General features: G+C 57.8%; 18 protein-coding genes. 4 read left to right on the top strand and 14 right to left on the bottom strand.

Going from position 1 to position 16,366, the window contains the following annotated elements; genetic code table 11:
* Positions 1-3: 3 nt before the first annotated feature.
* From Q672_RS21520 to Q672_RS21510, 3 genes are all read right to left on the bottom strand, one after another.
* Entirely contained in the window at positions 4-576 is a 573-nt protein-coding gene (locus Q672_RS21520) for a sigma-E factor negative regulatory protein (protein ID WP_022984495.1), read from the bottom strand.
* A 4-nt stretch (positions 577-580) separates the two neighbouring features.
* Positions 581-1,165: an RNA polymerase sigma factor RpoE gene (gene rpoE / locus Q672_RS21515; protein ID WP_022984494.1), complete on the bottom strand. Its 585-nt coding sequence runs from the start codon at positions 1,163-1,165 to the stop codon at positions 581-583.
* Positions 1,166-1,384: 219 nt separating this feature from the next.
* Positions 1,385-2,668 (bottom strand): hypothetical protein, encoded by a 1,284-nt coding sequence (locus Q672_RS21510; protein WP_022984493.1) that lies wholly within the window; start codon positions 2,666-2,668, stop codon positions 1,385-1,387.
* Positions 2,669-2,868: 200 nt separating this feature from the next.
* On the opposite strand from Q672_RS21510, the gene nadB reads away from it, so the two are divergent.
* Positions 2,869-4,464, top strand: coding sequence for an L-aspartate oxidase (gene nadB, locus Q672_RS21505; RefSeq protein WP_022984492.1), 1,596 nt, complete (start codon positions 2,869-2,871; stop codon positions 4,462-4,464).
* Positions 4,465-4,511: 47 nt separating this feature from the next.
* Here nadB and Q672_RS21500 read toward each other — a convergent pair whose 3' ends face one another.
* Positions 4,512-4,919 carry a hypothetical protein gene (locus tag Q672_RS21500; protein WP_235047182.1) on the bottom strand — a complete coding sequence of 136 codons (408 nt, stop codon included), beginning with the start codon at positions 4,917-4,919 and terminating at the stop codon, positions 4,512-4,514.
* On the bottom strand, positions 4,876-5,136 hold the full coding sequence (locus Q672_RS21495) for an FAD assembly factor SdhE (RefSeq protein ID WP_022984490.1): 261 nt from the start codon (positions 5,134-5,136) through the stop codon (positions 4,876-4,878). Before Q672_RS21495 ends, Q672_RS21500 begins: the two co-directional genes overlap by 44 nt.
* 212 nt (positions 5,137-5,348) lie before the next feature.
* Between Q672_RS21495 and ygfZ the strand changes: the two genes are divergently transcribed.
* On the top strand, positions 5,349-6,287 hold the full coding sequence (ygfZ, locus tag Q672_RS21490) for a CAF17-like 4Fe-4S cluster assembly/insertion protein YgfZ (RefSeq protein WP_022984489.1): 939 nt from the start codon (positions 5,349-5,351) through the stop codon (positions 6,285-6,287).
* 99 nt (positions 6,288-6,386) lie between these two features.
* Here ygfZ and Q672_RS21485 read toward each other — a convergent pair whose 3' ends face one another.
* The 7 genes from Q672_RS21485 to Q672_RS34380 all read right to left on the bottom strand — a co-directional run bounded on the left by Q672_RS21485 (position 6,387) and on the right by Q672_RS34380 (position 13,539).
* On the bottom strand, positions 6,387-7,499 hold the full coding sequence (locus Q672_RS21485; protein ID WP_022984488.1) for an enoyl-CoA hydratase/isomerase family protein: 1,113 nt from the start codon (positions 7,497-7,499) through the stop codon (positions 6,387-6,389).
* A gap of 129 nt (positions 7,500-7,628) precedes the next feature.
* The gene (gene ung / locus Q672_RS21480) at positions 7,629-8,324 is read right to left on the bottom strand and encodes a uracil-DNA glycosylase (RefSeq protein ID WP_022984487.1); all 696 of its coding nucleotides are present in this window, start codon (positions 8,322-8,324) and stop codon (positions 7,629-7,631) included.
* Positions 8,317-8,985, bottom strand: coding sequence for a TetR/AcrR family transcriptional regulator (locus tag Q672_RS21475; protein ID WP_022984486.1), 669 nt, complete (start codon positions 8,983-8,985; stop codon positions 8,317-8,319). The genes ung and Q672_RS21475 overlap by 8 nt, the downstream gene beginning before the upstream one ends.
* A gap of 119 nt (positions 8,986-9,104) precedes the next feature.
* Positions 9,105-10,592, bottom strand: coding sequence for a lysine--tRNA ligase (lysS, locus tag Q672_RS21470; RefSeq protein ID WP_022984485.1), 1,488 nt, complete (start codon positions 10,590-10,592; stop codon positions 9,105-9,107).
* Positions 10,593-10,696: 104 nt separating this feature from the next.
* Positions 10,697-11,813 (bottom strand): peptide chain release factor 2 gene (gene prfB / locus Q672_RS21465; RefSeq protein WP_152521814.1). Its coding sequence is split into 2 segments (ribosomal slippage): positions 10,697-11,740 and positions 11,742-11,813, totalling 1,116 coding nucleotides; the frame shifts between segments, so codons are not numbered across the junction.
* 125 nt (positions 11,814-11,938) lie between these two features.
* Complete coding sequence (locus Q672_RS21460; RefSeq protein WP_022984483.1) at positions 11,939-12,223, bottom strand: DUF7352 domain-containing protein; 285 nt, start codon at positions 12,221-12,223, stop codon at positions 11,939-11,941.
* Between the two features lie 197 nt (positions 12,224-12,420).
* On the bottom strand, positions 12,421-13,539 hold the full coding sequence (locus tag Q672_RS34380) for a BamA/TamA family outer membrane protein (RefSeq protein ID WP_160169801.1): 1,119 nt from the start codon (positions 13,537-13,539) through the stop codon (positions 12,421-12,423).
* Positions 13,540-13,846: 307 nt separating this feature from the next.
* Between Q672_RS34380 and Q672_RS21450 the strand changes: the two genes are divergently transcribed.
* Positions 13,847-14,179, top strand: a complete 333-nt coding sequence (locus Q672_RS21450; RefSeq protein WP_022984481.1) for a hypothetical protein — start codon at positions 13,847-13,849, stop codon at positions 14,177-14,179.
* Between the two features lie 56 nt (positions 14,180-14,235).
* On the opposite strand, the gene Q672_RS21445 is transcribed toward Q672_RS21450, so the two are convergent.
* The gene (locus Q672_RS21445) at positions 14,236-14,688 is read right to left on the bottom strand and encodes a hypothetical protein (protein ID WP_022984480.1); all 453 of its coding nucleotides are present in this window, start codon (positions 14,686-14,688) and stop codon (positions 14,236-14,238) included.
* Positions 14,681-15,001 (bottom strand): ArsR/SmtB family transcription factor, encoded by a 321-nt coding sequence (locus Q672_RS21440; RefSeq protein ID WP_022984479.1) that lies wholly within the window; start codon positions 14,999-15,001, stop codon positions 14,681-14,683. Before Q672_RS21440 ends, Q672_RS21445 begins: the two co-directional genes overlap by 8 nt.
* 107 nt (positions 15,002-15,108) lie before the next feature.
* Between Q672_RS21440 and Q672_RS21435 the strand changes: the two genes are divergently transcribed.
* Positions 15,109-16,365: an NADH:flavin oxidoreductase/NADH oxidase family protein gene (locus Q672_RS21435; RefSeq protein ID WP_022984478.1), complete on the top strand. Its 1,257-nt coding sequence runs from the start codon at positions 15,109-15,111 to the stop codon at positions 16,363-16,365.
* The last annotated feature ends 1 nt before the right edge of the window (position 16,366 follow it).

Genomic DNA, 16,366 nt, shown 5'->3' with positions numbered 1-16,366 from the left:
TCGTTATTTGGCCCCGTGACGTGCATCCATGCTGACCAGACGGGCAAAGGGCATCATCCCCTGGCCGCTATGACGGGCAGCAAAGTCACTGTGGCGCAGCAACATGTCGTTAACGCGGGGCTGGGCCGCAGGCACCGCCGTTGCGGGGGTAGCCACTGGACGCAAGCTCTGCGACACCAGTGCCGCCTCACCCATCGGCCGGTTCAGACGTGAATCCTGGGCAGCGGCCAATGCCGGCACCGCAGCAGTGTTACCCGCCTGCCCAGTCTCCCAGGCTTGCCAGCCCACCACCGTTGCCGCAGCCACAGAGGCAGCCACCGCAAAGCGCGCCATACCACTCATCCAGGCAGGACGGCGAGCTGGTGCACCCTCGGCGGTCAACGCCGCCGACAATGCCGTATTAAAATCCGCAGGAACGGCTGCACTGGCCTGCCCGTGCATCACATCACGTGCAAGCTGCCAGCGTGCCAGCGTATCCAGTTCGGAATCATCGATGTCTCGCATCACCCGACGGGTTTCCAGCTCACTGGTCTCCCCGTCAAGGAAGGCAGACAGCGTTTCCAAATCCCTGTTCATAGACTCACCCTTTATCGCCTCGCTGTGAGCCCAGCAAGGGCCTTACAGCTTCGTCAATCGCTTCCCGAGCCCGGAAAATACGGGATCTCACCGTACCCACCGGACACTCCATCACCGCCGCAATGTCCTCGTAGCTGAGTCCTTCAAACTCACGGAGGGTGACGGCAGTCTTCAGTTCCTGGGGCAGATCCTCAATCGCAGCGTGGATCACTGCCTCCAGTTCTTCTGACAACACATGAGACTCCGGGGTTCCAATTTCATGCAGCATTTCTGCCCCGGCATATTGCTCGGCCTCTGCAGCATCCAGATCCGAGCCAGGCGGGCGCCGACCAGCGGCCACCAGATGGTTTTTGGCGGTATTGACGGCAATACGGTATAGCCACGTATAGAAGGCACTGTCACCACGGAAGCGTGGCAATGCCCGCCAGGCCTTGATAAAAGCTTCCTGCGCCACATCCTGTACTTCATCCGGGTCGCGGACGTAACGATTGATCAGGGCAAAAATCCGCTGCTGATACTTGCGCACCAACACCTCAAACGCCCTCTGATCACCCGTTTTGGCTTTTTTCACCAACTGTTCGTCTGACACCGATCCCCCGGATCCATTGCGAAATGCGTAACTCGGATAGTGGCTGGAATCATCCAGCCCGGTAAACGCGTTATTGTAGCAGGAGTTCGGGCGGCAGCCACACCCCAGTGCGCGGAGGGTGTTGATTTAGCACGCTTTTCACATTGCTTGCAAAATTGACCCGCGCCTGCGAAAGGTTAGGACAGGCAAGGGGCGAGAGAGTTCCCGCCCAGGAGAGGTTTAGAACGGGATGGAGCACCCCATGCCCCCGAACTTCTTCTTGACCTGGGCCATACACCCACGCATCAGCAAACCGAAAGGATCCCCTGGCATGTTTTCACATACTTTCTTGGCGGCATAGGCCTTGCTGCATTCGGTCGCCGTCGCCTCGAGTCCGGTAGCTTGCACCGGCTCGGGATCAGGGGTTACCGACGCCAGCGACATTCCCGGTTGCACGTCTGATTCCAGCCCCACCACCCTGGGCTCACTCACTTCGATCATGGCCGCCACCACATCTGCCGGCAAACCTTCAACGGTTAGCCAGCTCGCCTGCTCTGCAGAGAACCGCGCGTAGGGCTTACCTGCGGCCTGGATGCTCGCCACCACCTCTGGGGCGGAGCGCTTGCGATACGTCTGCTTGAGCACATCCATCACTCGTTGCCCGGAGGGGCCAATGAACAGCAACCGATCATTACCCTGGATATCCGCTACAAACTCCGGATGCTGATCAACGATCTCACCATAAGCCACCAGGCGATCCTGTCGCTTCTGGCCTGCCAGTACGGCGGCCAAATGCTGAGACACCAACGGGCGATAGAATTTAAGCTTCGGGTCATCCAACGCCGCAACCAGGGTGTCCACATCCGTCGACTTTTTCAGCCGGTCATACAACGGCTGCTCATCATAAACACGGGCCGCCAGCTTTTCCTCATGCGAAAAGAACGAGGCATACCAGGCCGCATCAACCACTGCCTGATTGCCACGAATCTTGCCGTAGGGGATCCAGCTCATGAAAACCGTGCCTCGATAATGCGCATTTGCACTGTAGACAAGCTCGTCCCCCGAGCGCATTTCGATAGTCGTGTCCCATTTATCGGGAATGACGCCCGGCAAAATCCCCAGGGAGAATACGCTGGCAAAGGTGGTTACCAGCAACGTTCCTGCTTTTACAAGACCTTCGCCACCGAAACCCGGCCGGTGGCGAGTGATCGTGATATCCAGCGGCGGCATCTCGCCTTCATGCAGCCAATGCGTTGCCGCGATATTCAGCTCATCCGTGCCACTCGACTCGGGCTTGGCCTCGATACGCTGCTGCATGTCCTCGCTCGCCCATGAGAAGGCGTTAAATGTGGCTTTTCCCTTACTGTATGGAATGATCGGGTTTTTGGGGTTGGTATTGAACAACGCAACCGTGTCCTGGGTGATTGGGGTGCCCTGCTCCGTGTAGTAATTGGCTGACGCACAACCACCGAGCAACGCACTGACTAACGCTCCGACAAGCAGACCTTTACCGTGCCGTTTCATGAATGTCCCCAAAGAATACTGATAGTGTTGAGTCCGCCACCTACCCCCCGGTGATGCCGCGACAACGCTTTCACGGGAAATTAACAACACTGTCACAACGCCGCATACCCCATTTGGGGGATAGACCACTTTTGATCATTTAGCCGGAGCGGAAATCACCGCTATACTGGCGCCGTTCACGCCACAGACAGGATCGGTTCATGGCCACCTACCGACACGATGTACTCATCATTGGCTCCGGCGCCGCCGGGCTGACCACGGCACTGCGTTTGCCCGATGAGTGTCAGGTTGCCCTGCTCTCCAAGGGAGAGCTCACCAGCGCCAGCACCTACTACGCCCAGGGCGGGGTCGCAGCCGTGCTGGATCAGCAGGACTCACTGGAAAGCCATGTGGCCGACACCCATGTGGCCGGAGCGGGCCTGTGCCGGGATGAAGCCGTGCGCTTCACCGTGGAAAACGGGCCAGACGCGATTCGCTGGCTGATTGATCTGGGCGTGGATTTCACCCGCTTTGAAGGGGGAGACGATGGCACGCTGCCTTACCACCTGACCCGTGAAGGGGGCCACAGTCACCGCCGCATCATTCATGCAGCTGACGCCACCGGCAAGGCCATTTCCAGCACCCTGATCGGCCAGGTAAAGCAGAAACAGAACGTCACCCTGTTTGAACATCGCGTGGCGGTGGACTTGATCCTTCAGGAACATCACGGCCAGCAACGCTGCTGCGGGGCCTACATCCACAATATCCGCACCGGTGAAACCGATGTGGTGCTGGCGCGCTCTGTTGTGCTGGCTACCGGCGGCGCCTCCAAGGTGTACCTGTACACCTCCAATCCGGATGTGGCGACAGGGGATGGTATTGCCATGGCCTGGCGTGCGGGCTGCCGTGTGGCCAACATGGAGTTCATGCAGTTTCATCCCACCTGTCTTTATCACCCCAAAGCCAAAAGCTTCCTGATCACCGAAGCGATCCGCGGGGAAGGTGGCCATTTACTGCTGCCCAATGGCGAACGCTTTATGCACCGCTTCGATGAACGCGGTGAACTGGCCCCCCGAGATGTGGTCGCCCGGGCCATTGACCATGAAATGAAACGCCTGGGGGCTGACTGCCTGTACCTGGACATCAGCCACAAACCCGCCGACTTCATTATCGAACATTTTCCCACGGTCTACGCCAAGTGCCTGCAACTGGGCCTGGACATCACCCGTGACCCTATCCCGGTGGTCCCCGCCGCCCATTACACCTGCGGCGGCGTGGTCATCAACGAACATGGCGAAACCGACGTGCCAGGGCTCTATGCCATCGGCGAAACCAGCTTTACCGGCCTGCACGGCGCCAACCGCATGGCCAGTAACTCGCTACTGGAATGCTTTGTCTACGGCAAGGCAGCAGCCGACAACATCGCCCGGCATCTCGCCGAGCTACCCGAACCCCGCGACGACGCCGAATGGGATGAATCACAGGTAACCGATTCCGACGAAGACGTAGTCATCAGCCATAACTGGGACGAGCTGCGCCGGTTCATGTGGGATTACGTGGGGATTGTGCGTACCGAAAAGCGCCTGGAGCGGGCATTGCACCGTGCGGAATTGCTGAAGAAAGAAATCGGGGAGTACTACAGCAACTACCACATCAGCAACGACCTGCTGGAACTGCGCAATCTGGTGGTTATCGCAGAGCTGATCATCCGCTCTGCCATGTCCCGAAAGGAAAGCCGCGGCCTGCACTTCATGCGCGATTTCCCCGACAGCGTGGACAACCCGAAAGACACCGTCCTCACCCCGGGCACGTTTTAGCAGGCGCTGAAAGTCGCTCACGCCGGCGGCAAGAAAACACTGCAACCTCAGCGCTGGCGATTCAGCCAGAGCCATTGATAGTAGGGCTGAAGCTGCTCAAGAGGCGCCTGATCCTCGAACAGGTGCCACCAGCCCCTGGGAGTTTGCAACGCCAGCCAGGGGCCCAGCCTCAACACCCTGCCCGGTCGCTCCAATTGTTGCTGCACTTTCCGGTGGTTGCTCACCCACAGCGCGCCATCCTGCATCGCCAGTGCACGCACTTCCATGAGGCACCAGCGCTGCAACAGCAGCGGCAAGCTTGCTAACAATGCCCCGGATACCCACCAAGGCAATGAGCTCAACAGAATCGGAATCGAAGTCACCGCCATCGCCACCCACTTGAGTCTCGCCGGATAGCGGGAAGCCGACAGCTCAATCCTTGCGTAAGGAGACAAGGGCAAGGACATGGCGGACATAGTCCCGCAGTTCCTGATCGGCCGGTTCACTGCGATAGGTAAACCACTCGAACATGTCTGCATCCTGGCAGTCCAGCAGTCGCGGGAACCAGGCCTGATGCTCAGCCGACTCGCTGTCGAAGTGGTCATCCAGGTAGGCATACAGCACCACCTCGACCTCTGACGCGCCACGACGGCACTGCCAACGGTACTTGCGTTTAAGATCCTCGTTGCTCATTAAGGGCTTCCTGATAACAGAGTGGTCCAAACCGTGGGCGCATTATCCAGCACATGAAACCGGGACTCCAGCGCCACCGCGCCCAGACAGCTCCCAAAGCACACCATCAACCCACCAAATTGTTATGCCGACGACCCACGCTAACGACCAGGATTCAGGTATCATGGGCGGTGAATGTCACGCTGAATGTCAGCCCGTTTCAGAGGAGTCCCATGAGCTGGTCCGACGTTATTGCCGCAAGATCCTTGGCAGACCATGCCGAATCCCCGTATCTGAGTCTCTGTGATCATCTGGCCGTGATTCGCGCCTCCGGCGAGGAAGCCGGCCACTATCTCCAGGGGCAGCTGTCCTGCGACCTGCGCGAGGTGGATCAGGGCGCACACCTGACCGGCATGCACCTGAGCCTGAAAGGTCGCGGGCTGGTCAGTGTTCGCATTGTGCGCGACGGCGAGGACTACCTGATGCTCTGCCCCACCGGGCAGCAGGACGCGGTCATCAAGGCGCTGATGAAGTACCGCCTGCGCGCCAAAGTCGAATTCTCTGTTGACCAGGATTGCGTGGTATTTGGCCTTGCCGGCGCACTACCGGGCACGAGTCCCGCTCCCGGGCAATGCCAGCCCACCGAGCACGGGCTATGGCTACGCTATCCACACAGCGAGCATGCCCTGGTCATCACCCCGTCCGCACAAGCGGACAGCGCATGGGCAGCCCTGTCGGCCGAGCGCGCCATCACCACGGCCAACGGCTGGAAGCTGGCCGATATCGAAGCCGGCGAAGGGCAAATCTACCCCGGCGCGGAAGACCTGTTCCTGCCACAGGTGCTGAATTACGATGTCACCGGCGGGGTCAACTTCAAAAAAGGCTGCTACACCGGCCAGGAAGTCGTCGCCCGGATGCATTTCAAGGGCAAACTCAAACAGCGCATGCAACGGATCGACTACAGTGCAAACCGGCCTCTTGAGGCCGGCGACGTACTACGCGATGCCGACGGCAAAGCCGCAGGCGAAGTGGTCAGTAGCGCCAGCGCCCCTCACGGTTACAGTGCCCTGGTCGTGCTGCGCCGCGATACCGACGGCACCCTGTTCAAAGACGAACAGCCACTGGACAGCCGACTGGCAGCATTGCCCTACTCCCTGCCCTGGAAGGACTGACCGCACAGCGCCAGGCATCCAGAACACCTTTTCAGGCACCCCAACGCAAACAGGCCACACCCGGTTCGGGAGCGGCCTGTTTGGTTCAGGTCTGATGAATTAATTACCCAGACTTGCCAACGGGTGCTTTGGCGCCGGGCATTCGAAGAAGCCATCAATATAGGCTCTCGGCACGTCAGCGACCTGACGATGACGGAAAGCCGGCTTGCCATCTTTGTCGATCAGCAAGGCACGCACGCCCTCGCGGAAATCACCGTGCAGCGCACACTGTACCGCCAGACACCACTCCATGCGGAATACCTCCGCCAGTGAGAAATACGTAGAGCGAGCCAGCTGCTCCCACACCAGATGCGCGGTCTGCGGACAGCCTTTTTCGAGATTGCGCAGCGCCTTGTCCAACCAGGCATCCCGATCCTTCTCGCCCAGCAGTTGCTCAACCACCACCGTCAGACTTTCACCGTCGCACAACCGATTGATCTGCGCCATATGATCCATCAGGGGATGAGGCATCCCGGACATGTCGACCTGCTGCTCGCGGAAGAAACGGTACAGCACCGCATGATTATCGCGGGCATCACCCGCAAACGTCTGTTGGCCCAGAGCCTTCAGCAGGGCATCGGCATCATCGTCGACCATACGGTCGGCCATGCCCACTTCCACCGCCTCACGCCCATTGATGTGCACCCCGGTCAACCCAAGGAACAACCCCGCCTTGCCCGGCAAACGATTGAGGAACCAGCTGCCGCCCACATCCGGGAACAGCCCGATGGTGATCTCCGGCATGGCCATGCGAGAAGCCGGGGTAACGAGACGGAAATCGGCGCCCTGCATCAACCCCATGCCGCCGCCCATGACGATGCCACCGCCAAACACCACCACCGGGATCCGGCTGGTATGCAAGCGATAATCGAGCGCGTATTCCGCTGCGAAATACTCCTCGATCACAGGGTTACGGCTCTCGCCGGCATGCTTCACCATCGACTGATGCATCTGCACGATGTCGCCCCCGGCACAGAATGCCTTGCCCCCTGCCCCGTCCAGCCAGAGCGCCACAATATCCTCACGCTGCTCCCATTCATCCAACTGCTGATCCAGCAGGCGAATCATGTCCAGGCTCAGCGCGTTCAGTGATTTCGGGGAATTCAGTGTGGCCCGCGCAATCACATGACCACTGGCCGTAGGCAGTTCGGAAAACAGCACGCAATCAGACACAACAACTCCAAAGGGACAATTAGATGAATAATGATTCACTGCGCGAGTCAGGAGACATCCACATCTCCCGCCAAGTCCGCACAGTCATCACGCTCTCGGGGCGATCATTTCCGGTAAGGTTCGCAAGGCTTAACCTTCCTCACTCACCGCCCAATCAATTGGCGTCAGCCCCTGCTGAAGCAGGTACTGGTTGGCACGGGAGAAATGCCCACACCCCAGAAAGCCCCGGTGCGCAGACAACGGAGAAGGGTGTGGCGCAGTGAGCACGCAGTGCTTGTCGCGGTCAATCAATCGCCCCTTCTTCTGGGCATGGCTACCCCACAACAGAAACACCAGGCCTTCACGATGAAGATTCAGATGCTCCACGGCCTGGTCGGTGAAGGTTTCCCAGCCACGCTTCTGGTGGGATGCCGCCTGACCGGCCTCAACCGTCAACACCGCATTCAGCAGCAGCACACCCTGCTCGGCCCAATGAGTCAGATTGCCATGGGCCGGCGGCACATGGCCCAGATCCCGTTGAATTTCCTTGTAGATATTCACCAGCGAAGGAGGCGTTTTGACGCCGTTCTGTACAGAGAAGCTCAGGCCATGTGCCTGATGCGGGCCGTGGTAAGGGTCTTGGCCAAGTATCACCACCTTCACCCGTTCAAACGGAGTCAGGTTAAAGGCATTAAAGATATCCTGCCCCGGTGGATAAATTGTTTTACCCGCCTGTTTTTCCGCTGCCAGAAACTGGCGTAACTCGCCCATATAGGGACGCTGAAATTCTTGTCCCAAATGCTGTGCCCAGCCTGGCTCCAACGGAACAGAGGCAGCATCAACCATGAGGAACCAATTTATTCAAAAGGTTGTGAATCCGCGACTCGACAAACTCTTGCGAGGTGCGCTCAGGGTGTACCAGTAATCGCTGCTCCAGCGTCACCATGGTGGAAAGGATCAGCTCCGCATCCAGCTTGGGCTGATCGCTGCCAAATCGCTCAGCGGCAATGATCAGGCCTTCCAATTGCTGGCGGAGGTATAAATCAGCCAAATCACGCAGTCGGCTGTCCAGCACCGCTTCCTGCAAGAACGCCTGCTCTGCGACAAGATGATCACGACGGTTCGTGAGCTCATCCACAATAAACGCCGCCATCATCTGTGACGTTAACGTCACCAGTCGCGAACGATCTTCCGGATTGGAAAGACTTTCCCTGGAAAATTGTGACAGCAGCGCAAAGGCCTGCTCCTTGAAGGGCTCGATCACTTCCTTGAGTGCCCGTTCGGCAAACAGCGTGAAAGTATCAGCAATAAGGTCGGAAATATCCTTGAAGTAATAGGTGGTCGCCGAGAGCGGCACCTCAGCTTCACGGGCCACGGCACGATGACGCACTGCGCGGATGCCGTCCTGAACAATAATGGTCAGTGCCGCTTCAAGAATGGCCTGGCGGCGCTGTTCGCTGCCGGCACGACGGGCTTTTCTACCCTGATATTGGATTACACTACTCATGGACACAGTCAGCCTTTGTTATTAGCCCCAAACATCACGACAGTGATGTCATGTGTCGCTCTCCCAACGTCCGCACAACGCGAATAGGGGGCACAATCCGTGCCCCAACAGCCAGGTGCTTAACGCGCCTGAGGCCGCATGTGCGGGAACAGAATCACATCCCGGATGGAAGGCGAGTCCGTAAACAACATTACCAGCCGGTCAATACCAATCCCTTCACCGGCGGTTGGCGGCAGGCCATGCTCCAGGGCTACCACATAGTCCTCATCATAGAACATGGCTTCGTCATCACCAGCATCTTTCTCTGCTACCTGCTGACGGAAACGCTCTGCCTGATCTTCGGCATCATTCAACTCAGAGAAACCATTGGCGATCTCACGGCCGCCCACGAAGAACTCAAAACGCTCGGTCACGAAGGGGTTATCGTCCATCCGGCGAGCCAGCGGCGACACCTCGGTAGGGTACTCGGTAATAAAGGTTGGATCCTTCAGGCGGTGCTCTACCGTCTTTTCAAAAATCTCGATCTGTACCTTGCCGAGTCCGTAGCCATCCTTCAACGGAATTCCCAGACCGGTGGCGATTTCACGGGCGCCCTCCAGGTCAGCCAGTTTTGCCGCATCAATCTCAGGATTAAAGTGCAAAATGGAATCGAATACCGTAATCCGGGCAAAAGGTTTACCAAAGTCATACACATCCCCCTGGTAGGGAATGTCGGTGGTGCCCAGTACATCCTGGGCCAGGGTGCGGAGCATTTCTTCCGTCAGGTTCATCAGGTCGTGGTAATCACCATAGGCCTGATAAAACTCCAGCATGGTGAACTCCGGGTTATGCCGGGTAGACAGCCCTTCGTTACGGAAGTTGCGGTTCACCTCGAAGACCTTTTCAAAACCGCCCACCACCAGTCGCTTGAGGTACAGTTCCGGCGCGATACGCAGGTACATGTCCAGGTCCAGACTGTTGTGGTGAGTGATAAACGGGCGTGCCGTCGCTCCACCCGGGATCACCTGAAGCATCGGTGTTTCGGCTTCTACGAAATCCTTGTTGACCAGGAAATTGCGAATACCCGCGACAATTTTTGAGCGGATCTGGAACGTACGGCGGCTGTCTTCGTTAACGATCAGGTCTACATAACGCTGGCGGTAACGGGCCTCCGTATCGGTCAGGCCTTTATGTTTTTCCGGTAGCGGGCGCAGCGATTTGGTGAGCAGCAGATACTCATCCATCATCACATACAGGTCACCCTTGCCTGATTTGCACAGGGTTCCTCTGACGCCGACAATATCGCCAAGATCCCAGTGTTTGGTGTCTTTCTGGACATCCTTGCTGGCATAAATCTGGATCCGGCCGGACATGTCCTGCAACACCTTGAATGCCTTGCGATCCAGCATCAGGCGGCCCGCAATAGCCACCTGAATCCCCTTCTCTTCCAGCTCTTCCTTGCTCAGCTCGCCATATTCCGCCTGCAGCTCAGCCGCGAGAGCATCACGGCGAAAATGGTTCGGGAAGGCATTGCCTGCCTCACGCAATTCACTCAGCTTGGCGCGCCGCTCGGCAATCAGGCGATTCTCTTCTGCCGCTTCGTTAGGAGTGTTCTGTTCGTCTGCCATGTGCATACCTTACAAGGCTCGGACGCCAGACATCTGACGTCGTTCGCAAATCCAAAACCTGTCTTAAATGCCCGGCGTCAGCGCTCCGACGCCAGACCGCCCGACTACAATCCCGCTTTCAGGGAGGCTTCAATAAAGGGGTCCAGCGCGCCGTCCAAAACCGCCTGGGTATTGCGGTTCTCGACACCGGTGCGCAAATCCTTGATACGCGCATCATCCAGCACGTAGGAGCGAATCTGGCTGCCCCAGCCAATATCCGCCTTGCTGTTTTCCAATGCCTGCTTCTCCGCGTTACGTCGCTGCATCTCCAGCTCGTAGACCTTGGCCTGCAACATTTTCATGGCCTTGTCCTTATTCTGGTGCTGGCTTCGTTCGCTCTGGCACTGGGTCACCACGGTATGCTCGGTGCCACCGTCGTCCTTGAACAGATAGGTCAATCGCACTGCGGAATCGGTACGGTTAACGTGCTGACCACCGGCACCGGAGGCGCGGTAGGTATCTACCCGGAGGTTACCGGTATCAATCTCAATGTCGATATCGTCGTCCACTTCCGGGGAAACAAATACCGAACTGAAAGACGTATGGCGGCGACCACCGGAGTCAAACGGACTCTTGCGCACCAGCCGGTGCACACCGGTTTCAGTGCGCAACCAGCCATAGGCATACTCGCCTTCAAAGCGGATGGTAGCGGATTTTATCCCCGCCACATCGCCGGCCGATGCTTCTACCAGCTCGGTTTTGAAACCGTGAGCCTCGCCCCAGCGCAGGTACATCCGCAGCATCATTTCGGCCCAGTCCTGCGCCTCGGTGCCTCCGGAACCGGCCTGAATATCCAGATAGGCGAAACAACCGTCCATTTCTCCGGAGAACATGCGGCGGAATTCCAGATCGCCCACCATCTTCTCAAGCCGCTCCAGCTCGCTTTCCACTTCCGGCAAGCTGTCTTCATCGCCCTCTTCAACCACCAGATCAAGTAACCCTGCGGCATCTTCAATACCCTGGGTTGCTTCATCGATGGTCTTGACCACGCCTTCCAGCTGGGCCCGTTCCTTGCCCAGCCCCTGGGCATAGGCGGGGTCATTCCAGACATCCGGATTTTCGAGCTCGCGCTCGACTTCGATCAGACGTTCGCTCTTGTGAGCGTAGTTAAAGATACCCCCTAAGCGCGTCGACACGCTCAGACAGGTCAGAAAGGTGGGTACGCAGCGGATTGACTTCCATTACGGCTCTCTTCTGGTCAGCGAAACGCGGGGGCAACCAGCTGACGGTTGAACCCGCGTGAAAACGGCGCAGTTTAGCGTTTTGCGCCGCCGATGACGAGGGCTGTAGGTACAGCCCGACCGCGATCAGGCCTTCAATTCGTAGACGTGATAAGCCTGGGCTTTCATGTGGTCAATGGTGGTACCCAGATAGCTGGCGTTGTCTGGAATCCCGGAACCGGTATTGAATACCTTGAAGCTACGGACTTCTTTGGGAGTATCAATAACCGTATCAGCATCCACTTCCACCCACATACAGATTGCTGCATCCTGCAGGATATAATCTACCCGCAGCACTTTGCCTTCTTCGGGCAGGCGGATCTCCTGCACATCATTGGACACCTTCAGGCGGTGTTTATGAATAGTCTTCATGGTCCCCTCCGTTAAGGACACACCGCAGCCGTGACGATAGCCAGGGCGCAGCGCAAAACGATATCGGCCTTGTGGGCCACAGATCAGCAAACACCCTCCGCTCCCGACGGGGAGGCGAAAGACGCAAAGCGCAATGCTAGCAAAAAGGCCGGCCACAGACAGCCATTGTCGACAATTTTACATACCCTCCACGCAGGTCAGAAGCGCTCACCCAGCTGAATGAAGAACACCGTGTCATTATCCGCAGTGAACGCCACATCCAGCCCCAGATGCAGAGGCTTGTCCCGGGTAGTCTGCCAGTGAAGTCCGGTCCCAGTACTGTGGGCGCTCTCCCCCGAAAGCAACTCGTCCGCGGCCTCACTGATCCAGCCATGATCATAGAATCCCAGCCACATCCAGCGCGGATGAAACTTGTAGCGCCCCTCCAGGTGGACGGTCATGGCCACATCATCCATATAACGGCCGCGGTTATACCCTCGCACCGTGACGGCGGACTGACTGAAAAATGGCACCGCACCACTGCCGCGTTCCGACTCACCATTGACAGCCAGCACCAGTTTTTCACTGACAGACCAGTACTGACTGTAGGACAACCGTGTCTTGCCGTAGTCAAAATCACTGCCAAAGGTATCTGAAAAGTCGAACCACGATGCGGAGAAATTAGCGCCTCGACGGGGATAGTAGTTGTTGTCCCTGGAGTCGTAGCTGAGAACCAAACCGCCGGCTCCCATGGCAATGTCTTTGCCTACCGCAGGCAAAACGGGTTCAAACTGTGGAAAGTTCATTTCCACACGGCCTTGTGAATAGAGCAAGGCTGGACCAGCAAACCAGTGCTCGGTCCCGGGCAAGCGCCACAATGCCCTGAAATAGCCAATTGACATATCCAGCGTGTAATCCAAGGGACGATCCGCAAACGCCCCTTCCCCGCCAAAGCCATAGTATTCCAGCTTCAAGGAGCCGGCACCGGCCACCGCGGACACCCTCAAACGGTCCTCAAAGAGATAATCCTGGTGAAAAATCCCGGCAACCCAGCTGTCGGAATCCGTGTACATGCCGCCAATCCCGGTCGTGGGATTCGGCCCTTTTCCGTCCCCCCGCGACGGATGCAGATAGAGGCCAGCCAACTGCAGACCCGAGCCCAATGTGGGGTTGGACATGGGAATGGGCACCACTACCACATTCCCTTTCTCCAAAGTCGACCCCGTCCGACCTTGTTCAATATTGCCAATAAATTCATCAGCCTGTGGTGCCGCGGCATTGGCGATTGATACCAAAACCATCGCCACCAGCACCGCCGGCATCATATACCACCGCATTCTCTCCCCCCCCGCCGACACCTCATTCGCCACCCAGCCCCTCCTTGAAAGGGCCACCGGCATCACCGCCGGCACATGGATTTTACTCCTATGACCATGACAAGCGTTCACACTTAATCCCTAGAAAAGAAACAGACCTAACGATGATGTTGACTTGCCATCACCTGTGCCACCATCCGGACCGATGGAGCATTAAAAAATCACTACATACGGGTTACAGCTTTACTGCCATGACACAACAGGACGGACCGCCTGTTCGCAGTACAGTCAGTATCGTAGTGGTAACAACAACAAGGAAGGGAACACTATGTCAGCATTCAAGATGCCTCTCGCCGGCGCCGCCATCGTGTTTGGCATGGCGTTTAGCACACCGGTGATGGCAGACCAGCAACAGGCCACCGTAATTCTCAGCCAGAGCTGTGAATACATGCTGCTCAACTCCAGTCGCGGCATGGTACTGGTGAAACAACTGGACGGCACAACGCCCAGGGAAGGCGACACCCTCAGCGGCAGCTTTATTGCCGGTGACTTCAGCAACCTGCAGAACAATCGCAATCAGGATTCCATGCAGGTTTGGGTCGATGTTGTGGACCCGCACAGCAGCAAGGCCCTCAGTCAATACGGCCGCTACTGTACCTGACACGCAGCCCTGCTCAACGTCCCGGTTTTCATCCTGATGAAACCGGGAATGGCTCATCAGCGCATCAGCACGCCCGTGAACAACACCAGAAAGCCGCCAACCTCGGCAACTATCAATGCCACCATGAAGGTTGTCATCATCACGGGGGCCAACGTGCCCTTGCCGAATTGGTGGGGACGCTGCAGCTGGTTGCGCGTATCCCGAAGCATCCCGTGCAGGATGTAACTTCCAACCGCCAAGGCAAAGAACAGCATGCTGGCCAATACCGCCAGGGTATTGGTGCGGTCACTCCACACACTCAGCTGGGCAAACCGCTCCAGCACCAGACAAGCAAAGGCATACATCAGGCTGGCCCGGTGAGCCACATCCACATAATAGTGGGCACGCGCCTTTTCACTCTGGCTTACCTGCCAATACTTCCATACCCCGGTCAGCAAACCGGTAAGGAAAAACAGGCCACATCCATAAAGAGCCCAGTCGCTGGCGGGCATCCACAACCACTCAGACATGGAAAAAATCCCCCAGCCGCGACTGCATGGCAATGTCCGGCAAACAGAAACGGCGACGCCCTACCTGCTCGACCCGGATCAAGCCGGCTTCCACCAGCTCTTTGACATGATGCGACACCGTAGGCTTGCCGATATTCAGCCGTTTCATGAAATCGCCGAACGCGCAACCCGCAGAAACCTCCTGCAAATCCGCCTGCCCCTTTTCCCTGCAATGGGCAAGCACCTGCTGATAGATTCGCAGACGGTTTGGATTGGCCAGAGCCCGAAAGGCAGCGGCCAGCTGCGCCTCGGAGACCGTGTCAGTCTGTGCCAAAACCCATCCTCCCCAACAAAACAGTTTGACGATTATCGAACCAAAATATAGTTTGAGCAACATCGAACTATACAGTAATCGCCCAGACCGGGCACAGGAGGACCACTGTGAGCCACGCGGATACCCTGAAAACATCGCTCGCCCTGCCCTGCGGCACGGCCATTCCCAACCGGTTCGGCAAATCCGCCATGAGCGAAGCCCTCGGCACCATCGATAATCATGTCACCCCGGCGCTTGAGACACTGTATGGTCGCTGGTCAGACGGCGGCACCGGGCTGTTGATCACCGGCAACATCATGATCGACCGCAATCACACCGGCGAGCCCAACAATGTCGTGCTGGAAAGCGAGCAGGATCTGCCCCTGCTTAAACGCTGGGCTGAGGCCGGCAAACGCAACGGCAATGAAATCTGGGTACAGTTGAACCACCCGGGCAAACAGATCCCCCGCATGCTCGCCAGTGGCGATACCCTCGCGCCCTCCGCCGTACCGTTCGGAAAAGAACTGAAAAGCGCCTTCAAAACCCCCCGTGCGCTCACCGAAGCAGAGATCCGCGACATCATTAAACGCTTCGCCACCAGCGCCGCCATCGCCAAAAAAGCTGGCTTTACCGGGGTCCAGATTCACGGAGCACACGGCTATCTGGTCAGCCAGTTTCTCTCCGGCCACCATAACCAGCGTACTGACCAGTGGGGCGGCCCACTGGAAAACCGGATGCGCTTCCCGCTGGAAATTTACCGGGCCATTCGCAAGGCCGTCGGCGACAACTACCCTGTCAGCATCAAACTGAACTCCGCCGATTTCCAACGCGGCGGCTTCACCGAAGACGAATCCATGACGGTGGCGCAAACCCTTGCAGAAGAAGGCCTGGATCTGCTGGAGATTTCAGGCGGCAACTATGAAAACCCGGCCATGGCCGGCGCCAAAGGGGTCCGTGAAAGCACCGTAGCCCGCGAAGCCTACTTCCTTGATTACGCCAACGAAATCCGTAAACGGATCTCCATTCCATTGATGGTCACCGGTGGCTTCCGCTCCGCCAAAGCCATGGCCGAAGCCGTAGAAAGCGGCGCCACCGACATCGTCGGCATCGCTCGCCCGCTGGCAGTAGAGCCCGATCTGCCCAACCGTATTCTTGCCGGCCAGGACGGGCTCATCAGCCGGGTCACGCCACGCAAAACCGGCATCAAGATGATCGACGAGATGGCCATGATGGAAGTCTCCTGGTTCTCCCGTCAGTTACATCGAATGGGCAAGGGCAAAGACCCCAAACCCGATGAAAGCGTGCTGCTCGCGCTGTTCAAAGTGATCGCCGACATGGGCCTGGGCAGCTTCCGCACGCGGCGACTGCGCAGCAACCAGGGTTGAG

Source organism: Alcanivorax sp. P2S70, from assembly GCF_000475295.1.
Taxonomy (GTDB): Bacteria; Pseudomonadota; Gammaproteobacteria; order Pseudomonadales; family Alcanivoracaceae; genus Alcanivorax; species Alcanivorax profundi.
Note: the sequence above shows the minus strand (reverse complement) of the source record. Positions and strands in the feature narration are given on the sequence as shown.